The sequence below is a fragment of the Stenotrophomonas cyclobalanopsidis genome, assembly GCF_008710035.1.
Taxonomy (GTDB): Bacteria; Pseudomonadota; Gammaproteobacteria; order Xanthomonadales; family Xanthomonadaceae; genus Stenotrophomonas; species Stenotrophomonas cyclobalanopsidis.
The window spans coordinates 72,012-97,001 of the sequence record NZ_VYKI01000008.1 but is presented as its reverse complement, the minus strand read 5'-3'; the positions used below and the strand labels follow the sequence as shown (position 1 = coordinate 97,001).

The 24,990-nt window shown below is 65.9% G+C and carries 23 protein-coding genes; 9 read left to right on the top strand and 14 right to left on the bottom strand.

The annotated features are described in order from the left end of the window. Window positions 1-80 precede the first annotated feature (80 nt). From FJU31_RS08630 to FJU31_RS08620, 3 genes are all read right to left on the bottom strand, one after another. Window positions 81-2,291, bottom strand: a complete 2,211-nt coding sequence (locus FJU31_RS08630; protein WP_150454376.1) for a polysaccharide biosynthesis tyrosine autokinase — start codon at window positions 2,289-2,291, stop codon at window positions 81-83. A 58-nt stretch (window positions 2,292-2,349) separates the two neighbouring features. Continuing rightward, a complete protein-coding gene (locus tag FJU31_RS08625; protein WP_150454375.1) occupies window positions 2,350-2,784 on the bottom strand; it encodes a low molecular weight protein-tyrosine-phosphatase in 435 nt (144 codons plus the stop codon). 149 nt (window positions 2,785-2,933) lie between these two features. Beyond that, complete coding sequence (locus tag FJU31_RS08620; protein ID WP_150454374.1) at window positions 2,934-4,391, bottom strand: undecaprenyl-phosphate glucose phosphotransferase; 1,458 nt, start codon at window positions 4,389-4,391, stop codon at window positions 2,934-2,936. A 379-nt stretch (window positions 4,392-4,770) separates the two neighbouring features. Between FJU31_RS08620 and amaB the strand changes: the two genes are divergently transcribed. The 7 genes from amaB to FJU31_RS08585 all read left to right on the top strand — a co-directional run bounded on the left by amaB (window position 4,771) and on the right by FJU31_RS08585 (window position 11,387). Beyond that, window positions 4,771-6,303: an L-piperidine-6-carboxylate dehydrogenase gene (amaB, locus tag FJU31_RS08615; protein WP_150454373.1), complete on the top strand. Its 1,533-nt coding sequence runs from the start codon at window positions 4,771-4,773 to the stop codon at window positions 6,301-6,303. A gap of 41 nt (window positions 6,304-6,344) precedes the next feature. Continuing rightward, window positions 6,345-7,154, top strand: coding sequence for an SDR family NAD(P)-dependent oxidoreductase (locus FJU31_RS08610; protein ID WP_150454372.1), 810 nt, complete (start codon window positions 6,345-6,347; stop codon window positions 7,152-7,154). A 115-nt stretch (window positions 7,155-7,269) separates the two neighbouring features. Further along, complete coding sequence (locus FJU31_RS08605) at window positions 7,270-7,554, top strand: DUF4190 domain-containing protein (protein WP_150454371.1); 285 nt, start codon at window positions 7,270-7,272, stop codon at window positions 7,552-7,554. Window positions 7,555-7,559: 5 nt separating this feature from the next. After that, window positions 7,560-8,330, top strand: a complete 771-nt coding sequence (locus tag FJU31_RS08600; protein WP_150454370.1) for a class I SAM-dependent methyltransferase — start codon at window positions 7,560-7,562, stop codon at window positions 8,328-8,330. Between the two features lie 8 nt (window positions 8,331-8,338). Continuing rightward, entirely contained in the window at window positions 8,339-9,394 is a 1,056-nt protein-coding gene (locus tag FJU31_RS08595; RefSeq protein ID WP_150454369.1) for a quinone-dependent dihydroorotate dehydrogenase, read from the top strand. Window positions 9,395-9,402: 8 nt separating this feature from the next. Continuing rightward, on the top strand, window positions 9,403-10,467 hold the full coding sequence (gene murB, locus FJU31_RS08590; protein WP_150454368.1) for a UDP-N-acetylmuramate dehydrogenase: 1,065 nt from the start codon (window positions 9,403-9,405) through the stop codon (window positions 10,465-10,467). A 50-nt stretch (window positions 10,468-10,517) separates the two neighbouring features. Continuing rightward, a complete protein-coding gene (locus tag FJU31_RS08585) occupies window positions 10,518-11,387 on the top strand; it encodes a DMT family transporter (RefSeq protein ID WP_150454428.1) in 870 nt (289 codons plus the stop codon). 588 nt (window positions 11,388-11,975) lie between these two features. On the opposite strand, the gene FJU31_RS08580 is transcribed toward FJU31_RS08585, so the two are convergent. Both FJU31_RS08580 and FJU31_RS08575 read right to left on the bottom strand, forming a co-directional pair. After that, entirely contained in the window at window positions 11,976-12,983 is a 1,008-nt protein-coding gene (locus tag FJU31_RS08580; RefSeq protein ID WP_150454367.1) for an aminoglycoside phosphotransferase family protein, read from the bottom strand. Window positions 12,984-13,109: 126 nt separating this feature from the next. Continuing rightward, window positions 13,110-13,721, bottom strand: a complete 612-nt coding sequence (locus FJU31_RS08575) for a TetR/AcrR family transcriptional regulator (RefSeq protein ID WP_150454366.1) — start codon at window positions 13,719-13,721, stop codon at window positions 13,110-13,112. A gap of 104 nt (window positions 13,722-13,825) precedes the next feature. Here FJU31_RS08575 and FJU31_RS08570 point away from each other — a divergent pair, with 104 nt between their 5' ends. Further along, window positions 13,826-14,899, top strand: a complete 1,074-nt coding sequence (locus FJU31_RS08570) for an MBL fold metallo-hydrolase (protein ID WP_150454365.1) — start codon at window positions 13,826-13,828, stop codon at window positions 14,897-14,899. 75 nt (window positions 14,900-14,974) lie between these two features. Here the strand turns inward: FJU31_RS08570 and FJU31_RS08565 are convergent, their stop codons facing one another. After that, window positions 14,975-15,754 (bottom strand): NAD(P)H-dependent oxidoreductase, encoded by a 780-nt coding sequence (locus FJU31_RS08565; RefSeq protein WP_150454364.1) that lies wholly within the window; start codon window positions 15,752-15,754, stop codon window positions 14,975-14,977. Window positions 15,755-15,838: 84 nt separating this feature from the next. Here FJU31_RS08565 and FJU31_RS08560 point away from each other — a divergent pair, with 84 nt between their 5' ends. Continuing rightward, the gene (locus FJU31_RS08560; protein ID WP_150454363.1) at window positions 15,839-16,732 is read left to right on the top strand and encodes a LysR substrate-binding domain-containing protein; all 894 of its coding nucleotides are present in this window, start codon (window positions 15,839-15,841) and stop codon (window positions 16,730-16,732) included. Between the two features lie 168 nt (window positions 16,733-16,900). Here the strand turns inward: FJU31_RS08560 and FJU31_RS08555 are convergent, their stop codons facing one another. From FJU31_RS08555 to msuE, 8 genes are all read right to left on the bottom strand, one after another. Then, window positions 16,901-17,872 (bottom strand): ABC transporter substrate-binding protein, encoded by a 972-nt coding sequence (locus FJU31_RS08555; RefSeq protein ID WP_150454362.1) that lies wholly within the window; start codon window positions 17,870-17,872, stop codon window positions 16,901-16,903. A 13-nt stretch (window positions 17,873-17,885) separates the two neighbouring features. Continuing rightward, window positions 17,886-19,637 (bottom strand): amino acid ABC transporter permease/ATP-binding protein, encoded by a 1,752-nt coding sequence (locus FJU31_RS19555; protein ID WP_150454361.1) that lies wholly within the window; start codon window positions 19,635-19,637, stop codon window positions 17,886-17,888. Next, window positions 19,634-20,194: a GNAT family N-acetyltransferase gene (locus FJU31_RS08545; protein WP_150454360.1), complete on the bottom strand. Its 561-nt coding sequence runs from the start codon at window positions 20,192-20,194 to the stop codon at window positions 19,634-19,636. The genes FJU31_RS19555 and FJU31_RS08545 overlap by 4 nt, the downstream gene beginning before the upstream one ends. After that, window positions 20,191-21,348 (bottom strand): M20 aminoacylase family protein, encoded by a 1,158-nt coding sequence (locus FJU31_RS08540; protein ID WP_342788347.1) that lies wholly within the window; start codon window positions 21,346-21,348, stop codon window positions 20,191-20,193. Before FJU31_RS08540 ends, FJU31_RS08545 begins: the two co-directional genes overlap by 4 nt. 160 nt (window positions 21,349-21,508) lie before the next feature. Next, complete coding sequence (locus FJU31_RS08535) at window positions 21,509-22,852, bottom strand: LLM class flavin-dependent oxidoreductase (RefSeq protein ID WP_150454358.1); 1,344 nt, start codon at window positions 22,850-22,852, stop codon at window positions 21,509-21,511. 18 nt (window positions 22,853-22,870) lie between these two features. Continuing rightward, a complete protein-coding gene (locus FJU31_RS08530; RefSeq protein WP_150454357.1) occupies window positions 22,871-23,848 on the bottom strand; it encodes an MsnO8 family LLM class oxidoreductase in 978 nt (325 codons plus the stop codon). Between the two features lie 14 nt (window positions 23,849-23,862). Continuing rightward, window positions 23,863-24,225, bottom strand: coding sequence for a DUF3088 family protein (locus FJU31_RS08525; RefSeq protein WP_150454356.1), 363 nt, complete (start codon window positions 24,223-24,225; stop codon window positions 23,863-23,865). A 168-nt stretch (window positions 24,226-24,393) separates the two neighbouring features. Next, window positions 24,394-24,975 carry an FMN reductase gene (gene msuE / locus FJU31_RS08520; protein ID WP_150454355.1) on the bottom strand — a complete coding sequence of 194 codons (582 nt, stop codon included), beginning with the start codon at window positions 24,973-24,975 and terminating at the stop codon, window positions 24,394-24,396. Window positions 24,976-24,990: the final 15 nt, after the last annotated feature.

Below are 24,990 nucleotides of genomic sequence, written 5' to 3'. Positions count from 1 at the left end.
AATGGTGCCTGGATTCGCCGGCCTGCACCGTTGCTACAGGCCAGATGCAGGAGACTCTGCCCACGCTGGTGCGAAGCGCCTTACTCGGTCGACTTGTACTCGTAGTATCCGTAACTGTAGTAGCCAGTCGAACGCTTCTGGACCGCATTGAAGATCGCGCCACGGATGACCGCACCGTTCTGCTCGAAGCGCTTTCGTGCGAGTGCTATTTCCTTCTGCTGATTCAGGCCAAACCTTGCTACCAGAAGGGAAGTCCCGGCTTGCGCAGCAAGAATGGCGGCGTCAGTTACAGCTAGGATTGGCGGCGTGTCCACGATCACAAGGTCATAGCGAGAGGAGACCTCCTCCAGCAGTCGAGTCATGTTCGGATGCATGAGCAGCTCGGAGGGATTCGGAGGCACTTCGCCGCGCGCAATGAAGTCCAACCCATCGACAGGACCGAATGAGCGGATGACATCATTCACCTGAACAGTCCCTGCGATAGCCTCCGACAGGCCAGGAGTCTGAGCAACGCCAAAGGCACGGTGCATTGTTCCTTTGCGCATGTCTGCGTCGATGATCAGAACACGCTGCCCTGACTGCGCAATGACTGTTGCAAGGTTCGTGGATACGAAGGTTTTACCTGCATTCGGGCTGGCACCAGAGATCAGGACGATATTGTTCTTAGCCTCCAAGCGCGCGAAGTGAAGACTGGTACGCAAGCTTCGCAATGCTTCAATGGCGAGGTCGGCCGGATCCTTCACCGCGAGCAGATGGAGGTTGCCATCTTGACGGAATTTGCCGCGCACGGAATCCTTTGCCTGGCTTTCGCTGGCCGGAATCGACGCGTAGACCGGAATGCCAAGCTCCTCAATCAACGCAGGATCTTCGATGCCGCGATTGATCATCTGTCGGAGCAGAATTGCGAGCACCGCGAGCAGGAAGCCGGCAAATGCGCCAATCAGAACGATGACACTCTTCTTCGGCTTCACTGGAGTACTGTCATCAACCCGCGCTTCATCGACTACGCGCACATTGCCGACGGTACCTGCCCGTGCGACATCCAACTGCTGCGCCTGACTGAGCATTACGGTGTACATTTCATTCGCAACTGCCAGATCACGAGTCAGACGCAACAACTCCTGCTGGGCCTTGGGCAGCTGCTTCACTTCACCCTGGAAGCCATTTTTACGGGCCTCCAGCTCGCCGATCTGACGCATCAATGCTTGATAGGCCGGATGATCGCGAGTGAACTTTCTATCCATCTCAGCCTGCTGCAGGCGAAGCTGCTGAATGCTGGTTTCGACGGCAACGCCTTGATCGAGCAGACCCTTTGTCTGCAGTGAAAGGTCTACGGAATTCTCACGCATCTGGAATTCACTAAGCGCCTTCTGCGAGGCCTCTACCTGAAGACGAATGCCCGGGAGCTGCTCCTTTACAAAGCTGAGCTGAGCCGAAGCTTCTGCGGAGTTTCGTTCAACATTCTGGCGGACGTAGGCCAAGGCGATCTGGCGCAGGAATGCCTCTGCTGCAGCAGGATCCTTGTTCTCATAGAACAACCCCAGAATCCCGGAGTCCTTGCCGATCTCTGCGATACCAATCTTGTCCTGCAAGTCGTTGATGACGGCCAACTGGCGGCGCTTCACCACCGCGAATCGCATTCCCGGATTGGCGCGCAACTCGGCAACCTCCAAGGTCACCCCCCTCGCCTTGATCAGCTGACCAGCACGTCCATCCAGGATCTTCTCGCCGCCCGGACCTTGCAGCGAAAACACACCATTTTCGCCAGCCACCAAAGTCAGGGTCTCCTCCGTCAAGGAGCGCGGAACATCGAGGCGATGAATCTTCAGCTCGTCTCCACCCCAACCATAGCGACTGATGCCAAGCACCGGCGCGGAAAGGGCTTCCGGATCCACTGCCTCGGCACGCCGGGCAAAGAATCCTCCGACCACAGGGAACCGTTTCGGCGAGATCTCAACATCCAGATTTAGGGCATCAACCGCACTTCCAACAACCGCACGGGACTTTATCAGGGCGATTTCAGTCGTTGCCTCTCCGGCTCCCGAACCCAATCCCAACGACTTGCTCACATCGGTCAGGCCTGGAATCGAAGGCATCTTCGACTCCACCTGCACCACCGCGTCCGCGCGATAGATTGGAGCCGCAAACAATGCGTAACCTGCCGCGATCGCAAAGCAAGCAAGCGTACTCGCGAGAATCCACCAACGATTATCAAGGAGCGTGCCTAGAAGCTGCCGCAAATCGAGCTCGTCGCTTCCGTCTTCCAAGTTGATGCGGGGATTGGTCTTCATCTTTATCTGTTCAGTTATTCAGTTTGCTGGTCTGCGAGATGCTTCTGAGGGGCTGCAGTCAAAGGTGACGCGCCCAACTCCCCACACCTTCGGCCATGAGCTTGTAGACATGCTCGAATGCCGGCCTCTGCTGTCGGTACGGATCAGGAATCTCCCGCTCCTGCTGCCACTTACCCAGCAGGAACGTCTTGCCCGAGGCCTGTGGCGCGATTTCGGCAATGCGGCGCACATGCTTGCGCTCCATGGTCAGCACCAGGTCGGCCGCCCCCAGGATGGCGTCATCGATCTGCCGGGCGCGGTGCGCCAGACCATCCATGCCCTGCTCCACCAGCAATTCCTGTGCCGTGGCATCAATGCCATGGCCGACCAGCGCCCCCAGCCCTGCGGAGGAAATCTGGATGCCCTTGCCAGCAACAGCCTGCCTGAGCATGACCTCAGCCGACGGGCTGCGGCAGATGTTGCCGACACATACGAATAGAACGTTCTTGAACACTGACTTCAACCCTGTGGCAATCCATGCAGCGCCGCGGCCCCGAATTGGGTCGGCAGCAGCCAGACAGGATACCTTACGATGACGTTACGCGCGATGAAATGGCCAGCAAATTCATGGCATTACGTCGCAGTTCCCCGCTCAACAGAGCCTCAATACGCCGACTTTTGCCCCAGCACCTTGAATGCCGTCATCACGATGATGCGCACATCCAATGTTGGGCTCCAGCGGCGGATGTAATCGATGTCGTACTGCACGCGCTTCTTCATCGAGCGCAGCTCGGGGGTCTCGCCCCGCAATCCGTGCACCTGTGCCCAACCGGTGATGCCCGGCTTGACGTAGTGGCGGTGCATGTAGCGATCGATCAGGCGCTCGTAGTGATTGTTGTGCTGCACGGCATGCGGCCGCGGCCCTACCACCGACATGCTGCCGCCCAGCACGTTGAAGAACTGCGGCAACTCGTCCAGGCTGCTGCGGCGCAGGAAGGCACCAAAGCGGGTCACGCGCGGATCGTTCCGGGTGGCCTGGGTGATCTTGTCCGAAGAACCTTCCGCATGAACCCGCATGGAGCGGAACTTCAGCATCGAGAACTCCTTGCCCCCCAGGCCATGGCGGCGCTGGCGGAACAACACCGGGCCAGGCGAGCTCAGCTTGACGCCAATGGCCAACACGGCGAACACCGGGGCCAGCACGATCAGCGCCAGACCCGCCACCAGGATGTCTTCCACGCGTTTGGCCAGCCGGAAATTGTGGTCCGCCAAGCCTTGGCGCACACCGATCATCGGCACGTTGCCGACCTGGTGCACACCCGGATTCAGCGTACCCCAACCTGTAGTGTCCGGAATCAGCCGCACCGGCACCGGGTAGCGTTCGATCTGCTTAAGCATGGCCTTCATGTCACCGGCATCACCTGGGGTCATCGACACCCAGAGCTGATCGAATTCGCCACGATGCTGGTCCATGTAGCGCGGCAGGTCGGCCAGCACCCCTAGGCAACGGGGCGCATCACCGCCGCGGCGAACAGCAAGATCGCCCTTAGCGGAAAAGTAGCCGACCACTTCCTTGCCCAGCTCAGGCTTGCCGCGCAGCAGACGATGCAGCTTCAACCCCGACGAGCGCAGGCCGACCAGCAGCACGCGCTCGCGATCCAGGCCGCGGGCGCGCAGGCGATGCAGTTGCACCCGCAACAATACGCGAACGCCGACCATGCCGATCAGGCCTGACACATACCAGGTCAGCAGCCAGCGCGTCGGAACGGCCCCGGCCATATCGACCAGGACAGCATAGAAGGAGAACAACCCGAAGCTGCACGACCACGCCAGCAGCAGTATCCACAGATCCACCACAAGGCCGCGGCCACGCCACGCGCGGTAAACCGGCCCGATCATGAAGCAGACCATCGCGCTCAGCAGCAAGGCACCAAACACTACGCGCTGCGACGGGTCCGGCGCTGCCGAGCCATAGAAGAGAACGTGGGAGAGGATGGCCGAAATTGGTACGACGATCAGGTCGCCGAGGCGAAGCGCCAGCTCGAGGGCGGCCCGCGCTTCGACGCGCCTGCGTGACCGACTGGGGTGGCTGGCGAGCCCTTCTACGGATCCATGTAGCACGAGACAACTCCTATGAACGTTCCGCAGATCCGGGCGAGATCCAAAGCGGCCCCGGTCTCCCCAGCCGGCGCCTGCATTTCGTTGCGGTTCTATTGAGTACTGCGTGATTGTGTCTGAAGTCCGTCACAAAAGATAGCAGCCGGCTGGGGCTTATGTGCCGCACCTGGACATCAAGCGAGACGCAGGCCCATGATTTATATCACTTTGGATCAACTGGCCCGGGCTAAAATCGTGACGCAGGCCCGTCAAGCCTTTGGCGCCCCACCCCGCACTGCACCAAGCCCCGCCACATCCCTCTGCTACCATCGCCGGTTCAGTCCGCCGCATCCCCCACCTGCCCGTGGCGGCAACAACTACGTAACGAAACACAGGAGTCTGCATGTCTTCCGAGCTGCTCAAGTCCCTTGGTCTGGACGCGATCAACGCTGGCACCTACCTGGGCAACGGGGAATGGTCGAGCGCCACCGCCGGTGAGCTGATCACCCCGGTCAACCCGACCACCGGCGAGCCGATCGCGCAGGTCCGCGCGACCACCGAGGCCGAGTACGAAACCGTCGTCGCCCGTGCCCAGGAAGCCTTCAAGACTTGGCGCACCACGCCGGCCCCGCGCCGCGGCGAAGCCGTGCGCCTGTGTGGCGAAGCACTGCGCAAGCACAAGGACGCCCTGGGCTCGCTGGTCGCGCTGGAAATGGGCAAGAGCAAGCCCGAAGGCGACGGCGAAGTGCAGGAGATGATCGACATCGCCGATTTCGCCGTGGGCCAGAGTCGCATGCTGTACGGCTACACCATGCATTCGGAGCGCCCCGGCCACCGCATGTACGAGCAGTACCACCCGCTGGGCCTGGTCGGCATCATCTCGGCTTTCAATTTCCCGGTCGCGGTGTGGAGCTGGAATGCCTTCCTGGCCGCCATCTGCGGTGACATCTGCATCTGGAAGCCGTCCAACAAAACCCCGCTGACCGCCATCGCCTCCATGCGCATCTGCAACGACGCGCTGCGCGAAGCCGGTTTCCCGGACATCTTCTTCCTGGTCAACGATGCAGGCACCGCCCTGTCGGAAGCGCTGGTGGAAGACCGTCGCGTGCCGCTGATCAGCTTCACTGGCTCGACCCAGGTCGGCCGCACGGTCAACGAGAAGGTCGCTCGCCGCCTCGGCCGCTGCCTTCTGGAGCTGGGTGGCAACAACGCGATCATCCTGGACGAGACCGCCGACCTGAAGCTGGCTGTGCCGGGCATCGTGTTTGGCGCGGTCGGTACCGCCGGCCAGCGCTGCACCACCACCCGCCGCCTGATCGTGCACCGCTCCATTTACGCCGACGTGCTGGCCACCCTGGTCAAGGCCTACAAGCAGGTGGAAGGCAAGATTGGCGACCCGACCGATGCCGCCAACCTGATGGGCCCGCTGAACAGTGACGGCGCCGTGCAGCAGTTCCTCGATGCCATCGCCCAGGCCAAGGCCGCCGGCGGCACCATCGAAACCGGCGGCACCCGCATCGATCGTGCAGGCAACTTCGTGCTGCCGGCCATTGTGTCGGGCCTGAAGAACAGCGACGCGGTGGTCCAGCACGAAACCTTCGCGCCGATCCTGTACGTCATGCCGTACGACAGCCTCGATGAAGCCATCGACATGCAGAACGGCGTGCCGCAGGGCCTGTCGTCCTCGATCTTCACCCAGAACCTGAAGACCGCCGAGAAGTTCCTTTCGGCCGCCGGCAGCGACTGCGGCATCGCCAACATCAACATCGGCACGTCCGGTGCGGAGATCGGTGGCGCTTTCGGTGGCGAGAAGGACACCGGCGGTGGTCGCGAGTCGGGTTCGGATGCATGGAAGGTCTACATGCGCCGCCAGACCAACACCATCAACTATTCGGATTCGCTGCCGCTGGCCCAGGGCATCAAGTTCGACCTGTAACGCTGTTTTGTAGTGCCGAGCCATGCTCGGCAGGACGGGCCATGAACACTGCAGGAAGTGCAGCCGAGCATGGCTCGGCTCCACAAGGTATGAAGCCGACCCTCGACTTCAGCGGCCGCCGCGTACTGATCGCCGGCGGCAGCAAGGGCATCGGCCGTGAACTGGCGCTGGCATTCGCCGGCGCCGGCGCACGGGTCTCGGTCTGCGCCCGCGGCCTGCCCGGGCTGCAGGCACTTCAGGCCGATGCCGAGGCACAGGGCACGCCCCTCCATGTTGCCGCGGCCGATCTGGCCGAGATCGAGCAGATCGGCGGCTGGCTGCAGGCCGCCGCCGATGCGCTTGGCGGCATCGACGTACTGGTCAACAACGCCACCGGCTACGGCATGGCCGACGACGAGGACGGCTGGGCCGCCAGCCTGCAGATCGACCTGATGGCCGCCGTGCGTGCCTCCCGCCTGGCGCTGCCCTGGCTGCGGGCCTCGGATGACGCCTGCATCCTCAACCTGTCCTCGATCGCCGCCCAGCAGCCCCGCCCCGGTGGCGCGCCGTATGCGGCGGCCAAGGCCGCACTCTCGCACTACACCACCTCGCAGGCGCTGGCATTGGCGGCGGACCGCATCCGGGTCAATGCCATCGCGCCGGGCTCGATCGAGTTTGCCGATGGCCTGTGGGCCCGACGCCGCGTGGAAGATCCCGAGCTTTACCACGGCACCCTGGCGAAGATACCGTTCGGCCGCTTCGGCCACCCGCGCGAGATCGCCGACGCCGCGCTGTTCCTGTGCTCGCCGCTGGCGCGCTGGATCACCGGCCACGTGCTCAACGTGGATGGTGGCCAGGTGTTGATGGGCTGAACCCGGGTCGCGCGCCGCGCTCGCCGGGCATGGCCCGGCGCTACCGCTGCCGTCTCGCCCATGGGCTTGCTGGCCCGCAGGCACTATCATGTGTGCACTGCCAAGGAGGATCCCCATGAGCGTGGCACCCCGACAGACAAGCGGCCTGGCCGTCCTCAGCCTGGTGCTGGGCATCGCCAGCTGGACCGTGCTGCCCTTCGTGGCCAGCATCGTGGCCATCATCACCGGGCACATGGCCCGCAGCGAGATCCGCCGCCGCCCCGCCGAGCTGGAAGGCGACGGACTGGCCCTGACCGGCCTCATCCTGGGCTGGTTGAACGTGATCATGCTGGGCCTGGGCCTGCTGGTCATCGTCCTGTTCTTCGGCGGTCTGGCCTGGCTGGCCACGCTGTCGAACTGACCGCCATGAGCGCGTCGGACAGCACTGAACGCTTCAGCAGCCGGGTCGCCGATTACGTGCGCTACCGCCCGGACTATCCCGCTGCCCTGATGGACTGGCTGCACGGGTCGATGGCCGTGCCCACCTCGGCGCTCGTCGCCGACATCGGTGCGGGCACCGGCATTTCAAGCCGCCAGTTCCTGGCCGCCGGCCATCCGCTGGTGGCGGTGGAGCCCAATGCACCCATGCGCGCAGCCGCCGAGCAGTGGCTGGCACCGCAGTTTCCACTGTTCCGCGCCGTCGATGGCCGCGCCGAGGCGACCGGGCTGGCCGATGCAAGCGTCGATCTGGTCAGCGCCGCGCAGGCCTTCCACTGGTTCGACACCGTAGCAGTGCGTGCCGAATGGCAGCGCTTCCTGCACCCGGGCGGACTGGCCCTGATCTACTGGAATTCGCGCCTGCTCGATGCCAGCCCGTTCCTGGTCGGCTACGAGCAGCTGCTGCTGGACTACGGCACCGATTACACCGCGGTGGCCGAGCGCTACCAGGACGATGCCACCATGCAGGCCTGGTTCGGCCCCGGCCTGCGCGGCATGATCGAGCTGCCCAACGTGCAGCACCTGGACTTCGACGCCCTGCGCGGGCGCCTGCTGTCTTCTTCCTACGCACCGCAGCCCGGGCACCCGCGCCATGCGCCGATGCTGGCTGCGCTGCAGGACCTGTTCAGCGCCCATGCGGTGGATGGACAGGTCGCCTTTGAATATCGAACCCGAGCCTTCCTCGGCACGCTGGACTGAACCGACGCATGTATTCGCTTGCCCGCCCCTTCCTGTTCTCGCTCGACGCCGAGCGCGCCCACGGCCTCGGCCTGTCCGCACTGGACACGGCCTACCGCACTGGCACCACGCCGCTGCTGGCCGCACGCATCGCGCCGATGCCGAGCACCGTGTTCGGGCTGACCTTCCCCAATCCGGTCGGCCTGGCCGCCGGCCTGGACAAGAACGGCGAGCACATCGATGCCTTGTTCGCGCTGGGCTTCGGCTTCGTCGAGATCGGCACCATCACCCCGCGCCCGCAGGACGGGAACCCGAAGCCGCGCCTGTTCCGGCTGCCGGCGCACCAGGCCATCATCAACCGCATGGGCTTCAACAATGCCGGTGTCGATGCGCTGGTGCGCAACGTCGAGCGCGCGCGCAACCGCCGCGGCCTGCTCGGCATCAACATCGGCAAGAACAAGGACACCCCCAACGAGCAGGCGGTGGATGACTACATCACCTGCCTGGACAAGGTGTATGCGCTGGCCGATTACATCACCGTCAACATCTCCTCGCCCAACACCGCCGGCCTTCGCGAGCTGCAGGAAGAGACCGCGCTGCGCCAGCTGGTCAGCCAGCTGCGTGACCGCCAGGAAACCCTGGCCGCGCAGCACGGTCGCCGCGTGCCGATGCTGGTGAAGGTGGCGCCTGACCTGAGCGAGCGCGACATCGATGCTGCCGCCCGCGTGCTGGCGGAACTGGAGGTGGACGGCGTGATCGCCACCAACACCACCATTGATCGCAGCCGCATCGCTGGCGATCCGCTGGCCAGCGAGGCCGGCGGCCTGTCCGGTGCGCCGGTGCTGGACCAGTCGACCCTGGTGCTGCGTCGCCTGCGCGCGCGCCTGCCCGAATCGGTGCCGCTGGTGGGCGTGGGCGGCATCCTCTCCGGCGCCGACGCGGTGGCCAAGATGGCCGCCGGTGCCGCCCTGGTACAGTGCTACAGCGGCCTGATCTACCGTGGCCCGTCGCTGGTGGCCGAGTGCGTGGAGGCGATCCGTCGCCGCCGCGAAGCGCCCAGCCGTGGTGCGGTGGCGCCGCTGTGAGCGCGCCCATGAACGGCCACGACACTTCCGCCGCACCGCTGCGCTGGACCCTTACCGAAAACGCCCCGCTGCAGGCGCTGAACACTTTCCACGTGCGCGCCAACGCGGCGCAGCTGCTGGAACTGCACGACCCTGCCCTGCTGCCGGAGGTGCTGGCCCTGCCCAGCGTGGCCAATGGCCCGCTGCTGGTGCTGGGCAGCGGCAGCAACGTGCTCATCGCCGATGACCTGCCGGGCACCGTGCTGGTGTTCGGCAACCGCGACATCAGCTTCCTCGAACACCGTGCCGACCACGCGGTGATCCGCGCCGGCGCCGGCGTGTCCTGGCACGGCCTGGTGATGTTTTCGCTGCAGGAAGGCCTGTCCGGCCTGGAAAACCTCGCGCTGATTCCCGGCACCGCCGGTGCGGCGCCGATCCAGAACATCGGTGCCTATGGCGCGCAGGTGGGCGAGTTCATTCAGACCGTCGAAGCCTGGGACTGCCAGGAGCAGGCCTGGGTGCGCATGGACAACGAACAGTGTGGCTTCGGATACCGCGAAAGCGTGTTCAAGCGGCAGCCCGACCGCTACCTGATCACCGCCATCGAACTGAGACTGCCGCTGCTGCACGCCCTGCGCATGGACTACGCCGGCATCCGCGAGGAACTGCAGGCACAGGGCGTGGAACTGCCCAGCGCGGTGGACGTGGCCAATGCGGTCATCACCATCCGCCGTCGCAAGCTGCCCGACCCGGACGTGCTGGGCAACGCTGGCAGCTTCTTCAAGAACCCGGTGCTGCCGCTGGAACAGGTGGACGTGCTGCTGCAGCACTTCCCCGAACTGCCAGTGTTCCCGGCCGAGCGCGATGACCAGCGCAAGGTCTCGGCGGCCTGGATGATCGAATCCTGCGGCTGGAAGGGTTTCCGCGAAGGCGACGCCGGCGTGGCCCCCAGCCATGCCATGGTACTGGTCAATCACGGCAACGCCACCGGCGCCGAATTGCTGGACCTGGCGCGGCGCATCTCCGCCTCGGTGCTGGAGAAATTCGGCGTACCGATCGAACCGGAGCCGCGCCTGCTCGGCGCCCAGTGGTGAACGCCACGGCACGGCCCGCGCTCGCCACCCCGGCGCGGGCGGCGCTGCTGATGCTCGCCAGCACGATGGCGTTTGGCCTGATGGCCATCGCCATCCGCTATGCGACGCGCCACGTGCCGACCCAGGAAGTCGCGTTCTTCCGCAACGCGTTCGGCCTGCTGGCACTGTTGCCGATGCTGCTGCGCCCGGGCCGTGCGCCGCTGAAGACCCAGCAGCTGCCGCGCTATTTCGTGCGCAGCGCGATCGGCCTGGGCTCGATGCTGTGCGCGTTCTGGGCGCTGGGCCACCTGCCCCTGGCGCAGGCGGTGTCGCTGTCCTATTCCACACCGTTGTTCGTGACCATCGCCGCGGTGCTGTGGCTGGGTGAAACCGTGCGCGTGCGGCGCTGGGCGGCGGTGGTGGTGGGTTTCATCGGCGTGCTGGTGATCGTGCGGCCGGGCACGGCGGGCTTTTCCGCCGGCAGCCTGATCGCCGTGGCCGCGGCCCTGCTCAGTTCGCTGGTGGCCATCCAGATCAAGCAGCTGACCCGTGTGGACAGCGCCGACACCGTGGTGCTCTACACCTACGTGTTCTGGGTGCCGCTGTCGCTGGTGCCGGCCGTGTTCGTGTGGGTCTGGCCCACGGGCGTTGCGTGGGTGTGGCTGGTGGTGACGGGCGTGATGGGTACGGTCGGCCAGCTGCTGTGGACGCGCGCTTTGCGCTTGGGCGAGGTATCGGCCCTGACCCCGATCAGTTTCCTGCAGCTGCCGCTGGTGACGCTGTGTGGCTGGCTGTTGTTTGATGAAAGCGTGGACCGTTGGACGCTGATCGGTGCCGGCATCATCCTGGCGGCGAATGCGTATATCGCGCATCGCGAGGCAGTGCTGGCGCGGCGCGCCGCGAGCGTGGCAGCGACGGCGGCCGCGAAGCCGGCGGAATAAAGGTTGTTCGGCAGGGCTTGCAGCCCTGCACCTGCCGGAAGTGCCGGCCGCTGGCCGGCAACCTCAAGAGCAAGAGCGGCATTCCGTGGGATGGCGGCTGTTGGGAACTGCTGGTGGTGGGTGTCGACCGTTGGTCGGCACATCTGTCAGATATCGAATGAATTCATCCACGCATGGCGTGGCTCTACTGCGACAGGCGGTTGGTAGGTGTCGACCTTGGTCGACACGATTTTTCCATCAGATATCGAATGAATTCCTCCGTGCCGACCAACGGTCGGCACCCACCAAAGCAGAATGCCGTTCTGACAGATCGCGGAGGTCTGTCGAAGGCGGGGTGTGTGAGCGGCATGGGCCCGAGGCATGCCTCGGGCGGGTTGGGCAGGACGCCCAACCCCGGTCTTGCCGTGTGCGCAGGACAGCGCACACGAGCAAGCCGCGACCAAGCCTACATGGACGTGTTTACGGCGTCTCCCTCAACCGGACCCACCCCGCCATCCCACGGAAGGCCCGCTTTTGAAGTTGAAGTTGACGTTGACGTTGACGTTGCCGTTGCATTGATCAGGTGCCGGGCGCAGCCCTGCCGAAGCCCTACATCGCGCTGTAAGCCCGCTCCGCCGCACAGAACACATTCCCAGGCGCGAACAACTCCCCCAGGTGATGCAGCGCCTGCCGACGCTGCTGCGGTGGCCTGTAATCGCCATCGCCCCCCATCAGCATCTGCTGGAACGCCACCAGATCCTGCAGGATGCGCGCATGCCGATACCACGCGATCCACTGCGCATCGCCCAGGTCATCGCCATACCCATCGGCAAACCCCTGCGGACGCTCGCGCCCCCAACGACCACCCACCGCTGCCCCGACGAACATCAGGTCGCGTTCGCGCGGCGCCAATGACAGCCCATCCCAGTCGATCAGGTGCAGCGCCCCGTCGTGACCCATCAACAGGTTCCCCGCGTGCAGATCGGTATGGCAGGGATGCAGCAGCGGCTCCCGCTCCGCCAGCGCCTGCCGCAGCGCCAGCGCACGCTGGTGCAGCGCGGCGATGCGCACGCGCTGCCGCGCCCACACCGCGTGGAAGGCACGCCCCCATCGATCCTGCGCGGCCGGCAAGGTCGCTGGTTCCTGCAGCCAGTGCCCTACCGTATCCAGTGCCTCGCAGGACAGCGACTGCCGCGGCAACCCTTCGGCCAGCGCCTGCGGCAACCGCGCGGTGTGCAGGCGATGCAGCACTTCACCGAGACGCCGCCATTGCATCGCACTCAGCGGTGCCTCGAAACCGGACTGTCCTTCGATATAGGGAAACAGGGTGAACTGCAGACCCCAGCGCTGCACCGACGCACCACCGGTCATGGCCGGCCACGGTGCCACGATCTCCTCGATGCCCAGCGTACCGCGCAGCCAGTGCAGGCCGTCCCACACCTGCGGCGCCACCTGGTAGCTGCGGCACTTCAACCACCACTGGCTGCCGCGCGCATCGATGCGGAACACGCTCGCGTTGGCGTCGGCGCCCACCACGCGCGGGACCACCGCGGTGGCGGTGATGCCGTAGGACTGCTGCAGTACTTCGTTGATCTGCTGCGCCGACGCAAAGGACATGGGGCGGTCTTGCCGTGGAATCCTGACGCAGTGTCGCAGATGGCCAAGTCGGCTCGGTGGCGATCACGTCACAACATTGCGTCAGTGGACAGCGATGCGCTGATATGTCGCAGTCGCAGGCGCAGCTCAGCGTGCGTAGAACCCCAGGAACATGGCCACCGCCGATTCGGCGACCTTGCGCCGTTCGACCGGGCCCAGCGGCGGCTGGCCCATGGTGACTTGCGGCCAGAACGCGAAGCCCTTCACCAGGCCCTGCAGCTGGTGGTCGGCGAATTCCGGATCGACCTCGCGCAGGCGTCCATCGGCGATGGCGGCGCGGATCCATGCGCTCACGCCGCCTTCCTTTTCACCCATGCGGCAGACAATCGCCTGCGCACGCTCGGGCGAATGGATGATCTCGGCCATCGCCACGCGGGCCAGATCGATGAAGTTGGCATCGCCCAGCAGGTCAAGTTTCTGCCCGATCAGCTGCAGCAGCTGCACGTCCAGCGGCTGGTCGGCGCGGTACGGCAGCACGACGGCGGCCATGCTGCTTTCCCACAGCTCTTCCAGAATGTGGCCGAACAGCGCTTCCTTGCTGGGGAAATGGTTGTAGACCGTGCGCTTGGACACGCCGGCCGCCGCCGCGATGCGGTCCATGCTGGTCGCCTCGAAGCCGGCGCTGCGGAACTCCTCCACCGCCGCGCGCACGATGGCTTCGCGTTTGCGGTCGGTCAGGCGTTGCAGAGCACGGGACATGGCGGGGGCCTGGTAACTGAACAGATGCACAGATTTTACACCGACCAGTATACTTTTCAGAAGTCGGAAACTACACTGTGCAGTGTACCCAGCGGACGTCCCCGATGAAGCGCCTGCTCCTCATCCTCCTGATCGGAACCCTTGCCGTGACCGCCTACACCTTCTGCAAGTCGTGGTCCCTGCCCCGCTTCCCGGACTCGCCTCAATTCCGCAATGGCAAGTTCCGCAATGTTTTACCAAAGCCCGCCACGGGCCTGCGTGATGGTCTGGAGATCTGGTGGGCCTTCATGTTCAACAAGCCCAATGGCACCGTGCCCACGCAGCCGATTCCGGTGCAGGCGCTGGACCGTGCCACGCTGGACGCCGCACCGGATCGCACCCTGTTCCGGCTTGGCCACTCCACGATCCTGCTGAAGCTGCGCGGCCAGTACTGGCTGACCGATCCGGTCTTCTCCGAGCGTGCCTCGCCGGTGCAGTGGATGGGCCCGGCACGCTTCCACGCACCACCCATCAGCATTGAAGACCTGCCGCCAATCGCGGGCGTGATCCTCTCGCACAACCATTACGACCATCTGGACCATGCCGCGGTGATGCAGCTGGCCGGCAAGACCGCGCGCTTCATCGCGCCGCTGGGCGTGGGCGACCAGTTGATTGCCTGGGGCGTGGATGCTGCCAAGGTCGAGCAGCTGGACTGGTGGCAGTCGACCGAGGCCAATGGCCTGCGCCTGACCGCCACCCCGGGCCAGCACTTCTCCGGCCGCGGCCTGGGTGACAGCGATCGCAGCCTGTGGGCCTCGTGGGTGATCCAGGACGGCGACTTCCGCATCTTCTTCAGCGGCGACACCGGCTATTTCGACGGCTTCAAGGCCATCGGCGAGAAGTACGGCCCGTTCGACCTGACCATGATCGAGACCGGCGCCTACGACAAGCGCTGGGCCTTCGTGCACATGCAGCCCGAACAGACCCTGCAGGCGCACCTGGACCTGCGCGGCAAATGGCTGCTGCCGATCCACAACGGCACCTTCGACCTGGCCCTGCACGCCTGGCAGCAACCGTTCGAGCGGATTACCGCGCTGGCGGCGGCGAAGAACGTGCCCGTGGCCACGCCGATGATGGGCCAGGCGCTGGACATGCAGGCGCCTGTGGCGGGTACGCGATGGTGGGAACCCTCACGCTGAACCTAGGTAGCGGCCAACCTTGGTTGGCGCCCTCCGTCGACCAAGGTCGACGGCTACCAGAGCACCCACAGCCATTCACCCTCGCTGGTGAATGCCAAGTCCCTTGGCCCCCTCGGCCAGACCCGGCCGCAGCTCCAGCGAGGGAATCAGGTAATCCCCTGCGTTCTGCCGGCGGTATGGAATCACCGCGTCAACGGCCAGGCCATCCAATCGCCTGCCCAGACCTTCCAGCACGTCCGCCACGTTCTGCTCGCCCACCTTGCTGCTGCGGTAGATCACGTGGGGCGGCAGCACATCGAAACCTGGATAGAACAGGATTCCGTGCTGGATCGGGAACAGCAGATCATCGATTGGACCGTTGATGCCGCGGGCGGCGTAGTGCGACTCCCAGCCACCGGTCGTCACCACCAGCATCGCGCGCTTGCCGGCCATCGCGCCCTCGCCATAGCGGTCGCCCCAGTGGCGGTCCGAATGCTCACCCACGCCATAGGCGAAGCCATAGGCATAGACCCGGTCGACCCAGCCCTTGAGGATGGCCGGCATCGAGAACCACCACAATGGAAACTGCAGGATGACCGTGTCGGCCCAGCGCAGCTTTTCCTGTTCGGCGGCGATGTCGTCACTCTGCCGGCCATTGGCATAGGCCTCGCGCGAATCCAGAGAGGCATGGAAAGGGCGTTGCGGATCGCGCCCCGGGTGGTCATCGCCATCGATCGGCGCCTTCCAGCGCATGGCATACAGGTCTGACACCTGCACGGCATGGCCCGCCGCCTGCAGGCGCTGCACGGCGAAGTCCTTCAGCGTGCCGTTGAGCGAGGTGGGTTCGGGATGGGCGTAGACAAGCAGAACGTTCATGGAGCACCACAGTGGGGAATGCCGGTGACGATAGGCAGTATCGCGCTATAGTTGAAATGAATTCCTGCAATTGCACTCATTGCCATGGACAATATCCTGCGTCGCATCGACCTCAACCTGCTGGTGACCCTGCAGGCGCTGCTGGAAGAACAGAACGTGACCCGTGCGGCCGAACGCCTGCATCTGGCCCAACCCACGGTCAGCATCCAGCTGGCGCGGCTGCGCGGCCTGTTTGATGATCCGCTGCTGCTACCGGGTTCACGCGGCATGCGCTGCACGGCCCGCGCCGAGGCGCTGCGCGAGCCGCTGGCTGAAGCACTGGATGCGATCCGGCGCACCGTCGCGCCCGTGCAGTCATTCGATCCGGCCAGTGCCCAACAGACCTGGCGGATCATGGCGTCGGACTTCGGCGAATCCACCGTTGTGCTACCGGCACTCCCAGGCATCCGCGATGCCGCGCCGGGCACACGCTTGGCGGTGGTCAGCCTTGCGCCGGCGCAGATGGTGGCGCAGGCCGAGCGTGGTGAGATCGACCTTGCCATCCACATCGCTTCTGAAGCGCCGCCGTCACTGCATCAGCGTCCGCTGTTCCAGGAACGCTATGTACTGGCCGGCCGGCGCGACCATCCGAAATTGAAGCGGCGACCGACGCTGAAGCAGTTCTGCGCGTTGCAGCACGCGATCGTGTCCCCCGATGGCGGAGGCTTCCACGGCAACACGGACAGCGCGTTGGCGCATGTAGGTGCACGCCGCGAGGTCGTGCTGTCGGTGCCGCACTTCCTGTTCCTGCGCAGTGCCCTGCTACGCACCGACCTGGTCGCGATGATGCCTTCACGCTTTGTGGAGGCTGACCCTGCGTTGAAGGCGGTGGAGGCACCGATCAACGTGCCGGGATTCGAGATGATGCTGTTCTGGCACGAGCGCGTGCACCGCGATCCCGCGCATCGATGGCTGCGCGAGCGCTTGGCAGCCCTGTAGAGGCCAACCTTGGTTGGCGCTCCGTTCGCTCTGGTAGAGGCCAACCTTGGTTGGCGCTCCGTTCGCTCTGGTAGAGGCCAACCTTGGTTGGCGCTCCATTCGCTCTGGTAGAGGCCAACCTTGGTTGGCGCGTTTCGTCGACCAAGGTCGACGGCTACCAAAGCGTAGTCACAGATCCGGCAAGCCCGGCGGATTGGTCTGCGACTCCGGGACGGCCTCTTCGGCCAGGTTCCAGCGCGCCAGCGCCTGCGCATAAGTGCCGGTGCGGATCTGCGTGTTCAACGCTGCGGTGATGGCATCGGCCAGACCGCTACCCTTGCGCGTGGTCGCCGAGATCGCCGCGGCATCCGGCCAGCCGCCGGGGAACAGGCCCACCCGGCGCACTTTGCCATCGCGCGCCGAATAGGCGCCCGTGGCATTCGGCTCGAACGACACATCGGCACGACCGGTGATCACCGCCAGCCGCCCCACCACGGCATCGTCGAAGTACTGGTACTCTACCGGCTTCAGGCCCGCGGCGATGTTCTGCTGGTCCCAGTGCCGCAGGATCTGGTCCTGGTTGGTACTGGCGCCCACCACCACCTTCAGCCCGGCCACGTCCGCGGGCTTCTCTATCTTCTGGATCGGCCCGTCGGTGCGGGTGTAGATGCCCAGCAGGTCGAACCGGTAGCTGGAGAAGTCGAACTTCTTCTTGCGCTCCTCGGTCACCGTCACATTGGACAGCACCGCATCGTACTTGCCGGATTCCAGCCCCAGCGGCCAGTCCGGCCATGCCACCGGCACCAGCACCAGCTTCAGCCCCAGGCCATCGGCAATCAGCTTGGCGATGTCCGGCTCGACCCCCACCACCTGCTTGCTGTCGGCACCGTAGTCGGCCAGCGGCAGCTGCGCCGGATGGGTTGCCACGGTCAGCACACCGGGGGTCACGAAACGATAGCCCGCCGGAATCAGGGCCTGCGCTTTCGGGTCAGTCGTGCCGGTCAGTGCAGGCGCATCGGCGCCGGCCAGGGTCACACTGGCGGCAGGCGCATCTGCGGGCCCGCGCACGCGCGAGTAAACGATGCCGGCGATGCCGATGACCAGCGCGGCGCCGATCAACAGAGTGCTGCGCGAGGGACGGCGCGATGCTGCAGGGCTCATGGAAGTCCTCGGGTTACAGAGTCTTGGCCAGGAAATCAGCTGTACGTTGCTGCCGCGGCCGCTCGAACAGCGCCTCGGGGCTGCCCTGCTCGATCACCCGCCCCTGGTCCATCATCACCACGGTGTCGGCCACGCGGCGGGCGAAGCTCAGTTCGTGGGTGACGATCACCAGGGTCGTGCCGGAGCTGGCCAGCTCCTCGATCACGCTCAGTACTTCGGCCACCAGTTCCGGGTCCAGCGCCGAGGTCGGCTCGTCAAACAGCAGCACCTTCGGCTGCAGCGCCAGTGCACGGGCAATGGCGATGCGCTGCTGCTGGCCACCGGAGAGCTGCCGCGGGAAGGCATCGGCCTTGTCGGCCAGGCCGACACGCTGCAGCAGGTCGCGCGCCTGCTGCTCGGCCTGCACACGCGGCAGGCCACGCACCGCGATCGGCGCCTCGATGATGTTCTCCAGCGCGGTCAGGTGCGGGAAGAGGTTGAAGCCCTGGAACACCATGCCGACCTCGGCACGACGGCGGCGGATCTCGCGCTCGGGCAGCTCATGCAGCGTGTCACCGTCGCGGCGGTAGCCGATCAGCTGTCCGCCCACGTTCACATAGCCGCTGTCGGCGCGCTCCAGATGGTTGATCAACCGCAGCAGGGTCGACTTGCCTGCGCCCGAAGGACCGATCAGCACGGTCACGCTGCCGGCGCGCAGTTCCAGGTTCACATCCTCCAGCACGGTCTGCTCGCCAAACACCTTTCCGACACCATGCAGTCCGACTGCAGCACCCTGCCCGGGCTCGACCTGGGCCGCGACACGCGGGCGGCTGGCCACGCGCGCCTCGCTCCGCACCACGGGCCTGACCGGTGAAGACACACGCGAGATGCTGCGTTCGCGCTGCATCTGGCCCCGTGCGAAACGCTGCTCCACCCGCCGCTGCAGCAGCGACAGCACGGTGAGGATGACCAGGTACCAGACCGTGGCCACCATCAGCAGCGGCACCACTTCCAGGTTGCGGCGGTAGATCACCTGCACGGTGTAGAACAGCTCGGGCAGTGCCAGCACATAGACCACCGAGGTACTCTTGGCCAGCCCGATCACATCGTTGAAGGCGGCCGGCAGGATCGAACGCATTGCCTGCGGCAGGATGATCCGGCGTACCTGGCGACCGCGCGGCAGGCCCAGCGCCGCGGCTGCTTCGTACTGCCCGTGGTCCACCGACAGAATGCCGCCGCGGATGACCTCGGCCGAGAACGCCGCCTGGTTCAAGGTCAGGCCCAGTACCGCCGCAGTGAACACACCGATCAGCTGCGTGGTCGGGTACGAGAACAGGCTGATGCCGGTGAACGGCACGCCCAGTTCGATGGTGCTGTAGAGATAGCCAAGGTTGTTCAGCAGCAGCAACAGCACCAGCAACGGAATCGAGCGGAACAGCCACACGTAGCCCCACGACACCGCCGACAGCAGCGGCGAACCGGAGACGCGCGCCAGGGCCAGCAGCGTACCCAGCGCGAAGCCCAGGCCGGTGCCCAGCGCGGTCAGCAGAAGGGTACGGCCCAGTCCTTCCAGCACCGGGCGCGCGAAGAACCACTCGGCGAACGTGCCCCAGCCCCATCGCGGGTTGCCCAGAACCGATTGCAGCCCGATCAGGATCAGGGCCAGCGCCAGCACCGTGCCGACGGTCTGCAGCGGGTGCCGCACCGGTACGATCCTCAAGGCCGGTGTGGACGCGGTTGCTGGGAGGGCGGCGATGCCCTCCAGCGCGGTGGAAGGCGTGCTCATGCATGGGCTCCGTGCAGCAGTGCAGCACTGGCCGCCGGCAACGGCGCCGACGCGTGCAGGTGTTTCTCAAACGGCAGGTGCGCAATCGTCTCCGGGTCGGCGTGCAGGTCGAACAGCGCCGTGTAGCCATGGCTGAGGTACAGGCCCACCGCCTCGGGCTGGCGGAAGCCGGTGGTCAGGAACACGCGGCGATAGCCCTGCCGTGCGGCCTGGTCTTCCAGTTCCTGCAGCACGCGGCGGGCGATGCCCTGGCGGCGAAGGCCGGGCAGCGTCCAGATCCGCTTGAACTCGGCGGTGTGCGCATCGCGGTGCGGCATGAACGCGCCGCCGGAGATCGCCCCGCCATCGCGCAGCAGCAACACGAAAGCCCCCACCGGTGCGGCAAACGCCTGCGCCGGGTAGCGCTGCAGCTCCTCGCGTGCGCTGCCACCGACGCGTCCGCGCACATCGGCGTAGCGGCTGTCGTACTCCTGCTCCAGGCCATCGAACAGCGGTCGCGCCAGCGGGTCATCCACCGAGGTGTAGAGGAAACGCTCGTTGTCAAACTGCACGCTCATGCCGCGTCCTCCACCAGGTAGTGCTCGGCCAGGCGCGCCCACAGGCTGGCTGCCGGGGCGATGGCTGCGTCGTTGAACACGTAGCGCGGGCTGTGCAGCGGCGCGCTGTCGCCGTTGCCGACGAAGACGAAGCTGCCGGGGCGCGCCTGCAGCAGGAACGCGAAGTCCTCGCTGGCCGTACGCGGCGCGAACGCCGGGACCACCTGCGCCTCACCAAAGCCCTGCCGTGCGACCTCGCGGATGTAGGCGGTCTCCTGCGGATGATTGATCACGCTGGGGAAGCCGCGCGGGAATTCGATCTCGGCACGCGCGCCGAAGGCAGCGGCGGTCTGCTCGGCAATGCCGGTTACCCGACGGCGCAGGGTGTCGCGCACTTCCGGCAGGTAGGCGCGCACGGTCAGCTTCAGCTCCACCACGTCGGGAATCACGTTGGCCGCCTGCCCACCGTGGATCGACCCCACGGTGACCACACCCATCTGCCGCGGGTCCACATTGCGCGACACCACGCTCTGCAGCGCAGTGATGATGTGCGCGGCAGCCAGGATCGGATCGACACTGCCCTGCGGCTCGGCGCCGTGGCCGCCCTTGCCGAGCACCTTCAGCCGCGCCCAGTCCACCGACGCCATCGCTGGACCATCGACGAAACCGAAGTGCCCCACCGGCACGCCCGGCCAGTTGTGCAGGCCGTAGATGGCATCCACCGGGAAGCGCTCGAGCAGGCCGTCCTCGATCATCTTCAGGGCTCCCGAACCGGTCTCTTCGGCCGGCTGGAACACCAGCTGCAGGGTGCCGTCGATGCGCCCATGATGGGCCAGGTAGTGCGCCGCCGACAGCAGGATTGCGGTGTGGCCATCGTGGCCGCAAGCGTGCATCAGGCCTTCGTTCTGGCTGGCATATGCAAGGCCGGAATCCTCCTGGATCGGCAGTGCGTCGATGTCCGCGCGCAGGCCCAGCCGACGATTGCCCTGCCCGCGCTGCAGCGTGCCCACCACACCGGTGCCACCAATGCCGGTGGTCACCGCGTAGCCCCATTGCTGCAGCAGCTCGGCCACGCGGGCGCTGGTGCGATGTTCCTTGAACGCCAGCTCGGGGTGGCGGTGCAGGTCATGGCGCAGCGCGATGGCCTCTTCGGCGCGTGCTGCAATCTGCGGCAGCACGCCTGTTGCCGTCGGGTTCCGCCGGGCATGGCCCGGCGCTACCGGGTCCGTGCGCTCCAGAGCGCGCCCATGCCCGTCGCCGCCACGATCCGGTAGCGCCGGGCCATGCCCGGCGCGCGTTGCATCCAATAAAGCCCGGTGCAGGATCGTCATCGTCTTACCCCGCCTTCCGCGCCGGTTCGGCGTCGGTTGCATGGCGGCTGGCCTTGCGCGGCAGGCCCAGATGGTCGCGCAGGGTCTGCCCCTGCAGCTCGCGCCGGTGGTAGCCACGCGCCTGCAGGATCGGCAGCACCAGCTTCACGAAATCATCCAGGCCTTCGCGCTGCGCGGCAAAGCCGAGGATGAAGCCGTCGCTGGCACCGGCATCGAACCAGCGGATCAGTTCGTCGGCCACGTGCTGCGGCGTGCCGATGAAGTTCGGGCGCGGGCTCACCGCCTGCAGCGCCACCTGGCGCAGGGTCAGGCCCTGCTCGCGGGCGTCCTGCTTGATGCGGTCGGTGGTGGAGCGGAACGAGTTGCTGCCAATGTCACCCAGCTCGGGGAACGGCGCATCCGGGTCGTACTGGCTGAAATCATGGTGATCGAAGAATCGCCCCAGGTAAGCCAGCGCATCATCCAGGCTGGCCAGTGCGGCAATGGCCTGGTACTTGGCCTCGGCTTCGGCCTCCGTGTGGCCGACGATGGGGCCGATGCCGGGGAAGATCTTCACATCGTTGCCGCTGCGGCCGTGGGCAATGGCCGAGTTCTTCACCTTCTGGGTGAAGGCACGCGTTTCCTCCAGCGAAGGCGAGTGGGTGAACACCGCATCGGCGTACTTGCCCGCCAGCGCGATACCATCATCGGACGAACCAGCCTGGAAGATCACCGGCTGCCCCTGCGGCGAGCGCTGGATGTTCAACGGGCCTTCGACCTGGAAGAACTTCCCCTTGTGGTCCAGGCGGCGGAACTTTTCCGGCGCGAAGAAGGTGCCGCTGTCGCGCTCACGCACGAACGCATCGTCATCCCACGAGTCCCACAGGCCCTGCACCACGTCCAGGTACTCATCGGCAATCTGGTAGCGCAGCGCGTGCTCCGGATGCGGGCGGCCGTAGTTGCGACCCGAGCCTTCCAATGGCGAGGTCACCACGTTCCAGCCGGCGCGGCCGCCGCTGAGCAGATCCAGCGAGGCGAACTGGCGGGCGACGGTGAACGGATCGCTGTAGGAGGTCGACAGCGTACCGGCCAGGCCGATCTTCTTCGTCACGGTTGCCAGCGCGGACAGCAGCGAAATCGGCTCGAAGCGGTTGAGGAAGTGTGGGATCGACTTCTCGTTGATGTACAGGCCATCGGCCACGAAGCCGAAGGCGATGCCGTTGTCCTCGGCGGTGCGCGCGATGTCGATGTAGAACTGCAGGTTGACGCTGGCGTCTGTCGGGTTGGAAGGGTGCTTCCAGGCATGCATGTGGCTGCCGGGGCCCTGCAGCATGATGCCGAACGGAATGTGGCGCGGAGTGGTGCTCATGGGGGTCGCTCCTGCAGGTCAGGCCACCGCCGCGCGCGGCGCGGGCGACAGCAGTTCAAGGGATGTCAGGCGGGCATCCAGGTCGGCCACGGGGGCGTCCAGGATGAATTCACCCACGCCGAAGCGCCGGTGCAGTGCGTCCAGCTCGCCCCGAACGTGCGCGGCATCGCCGGACAGCACGCTGGGACGGGTTTCCTCGATGCGGAAGTGGCTCACCTTGACCTGCCGCGCGTACTCTGCGGCGGCTTCCGGGCTGGGCAGGTTCACTGTCTGCCCCGGCCCCAGATGCAACTTGTAGACGCGCAGTGCCCCGATGTGGCGTGCGGCGGCTTCGCTCGTGGGGGCAGCGAAGGCGACGGTGGCCAGCAGCGGCGGATGTGCAGACACCGCGCGATAGGCCTCGAAGGCCGCCTCGATATGGGCTGGATCGCCATCGAAGTGCGCGGCATAGACGAAGCGCCAACCGAGCTCGGCCGCCTGTCGCGCGCTCTGGGGGCTGGCGCCCAGCAGGAAGCGCTCGGGTGCGCTCTGCGGCACGGGCCGCGCCTGCGCGTCTTCCTGTGTGCCGGACAGATAACCTTCCAGATCACGCAGCTGCTGGGTGAAATCGGCGAAGGCCGGTCGGCCCGCGGCCAGCGCTGCGGTCGAGGCCGGCAGGCCACCGGGGGCCTTTCCCACGCCCAGATCCACGCGGCCCGGCGCCAGCGCCGCCAGCAGATTGAAGTTCTCGGCCACTTTGTAGGGAGCGTAATGGCGCAGCATCACCCCACCGCTGCCGATGCGGATGCGCCGGGTCTGCGCCAGCACCCACGCCGCCAGCACTTCCGGCGCCGGGCTGGCCAGGGTTGGCGCGGCATGGTGTTCGGCGAACCAGTAACGGTGGTAGCCCAGCTGTTCGGCACGCTGCGCCAGCTGCAGGCTATAGCGCAGCGCCTGCTCGGGCGTGCCGCCATCGGCCACCGGGCTCTTGTCCAATACGCTGATCAGATAGCTCATGCGCGCGTCCTCGCTCAGGGGTGGGCCACGGGAATGCCGAGCAACCCGTTCAGGGCAGCCAGGATGGGTTCGGCACCAGACACGTACAGGCGCTCGTGGTGGGCACCGTTGGCGTGTTCGCTGTGCACGCCCTGCGGCAGCACCAGCTTGGGCAGCGACTGGTCCTGCTCGCCGATCTCGGCAATCACCTCGCGGCGCGGCCGGGCAAAGCCGATCCGGCGCACGTCCAGATGTGTATCCAGACCGTCGATGCTCGACAGTGCGCCTTCCAGCAACAGACTGTGGCGGCAGAAGAAGCGCTGACCGGGCAGCTGACCGTCCTCGAACTCGCGGTCCAGCAGGAACAGGATGGGTTTGGGGGTTGCGTCTTCAGCCACGGGGTCGTCCTCATCAGGTCCGGCACCGCAGTGCCGCTTCGTCTTTGATGCTAGAGAAGGGCGGCGCTGCATCAGCGCCATCGCGCGACAATCGGCGGTCAGATCCGGCCACGCAGATGCGCCTTGGCCATAAGCAAAGCGCCGCCGGTTATGCCGCGCATTCGCTACTCACGCGATGCGCCGCAACGGCGCCGGCGCAGCGAGCGCCTGCACCGTCAGGTGCCCAGCGGCACGTTCGGCCGCCAGCGCGATACGCGCCTGCAGCGCCGCGCTGTTGATCTGCGCGCCATCGAAATCCGCCGGCGTGGCATACACCCCTATCGGCAGCGTGTGCGCCTGCAGGAAGCTGAACAACGGTCGCAGCTGGTGGTCGATCACCAATGCATGGCGTTCGCTGCCACCGGTGGCGGCCAGCAGCACCGGCGTATCCACCAGCGCCTCCAGCCCGATGAAATCCACCAGGTGCTTGAACAGCCCCGGGTAGGAACCGCGATACACCGGCGTGGCCACGACCAGCAGATCCGCCGATTCCACCGTGGCCAGCGCCTGTTCAACGAACGGCTCAACCTCTCCACGCGTCAGCGACTGCCCAAGCGAGCGCGCGATCGACGCCAGCTCCACCAAAGTCACGCTGGCATGCAGGCGCTCCTGCAGTGCGTCCAGCAGGTGCCGCACCAGCAGCAGCGTCCGCGACGTCGCCGAACTCGTCGGCGAGCCAATCAGTGCAACCACGTTCAATGCAGATGACATGCAAACCTCCGTTGT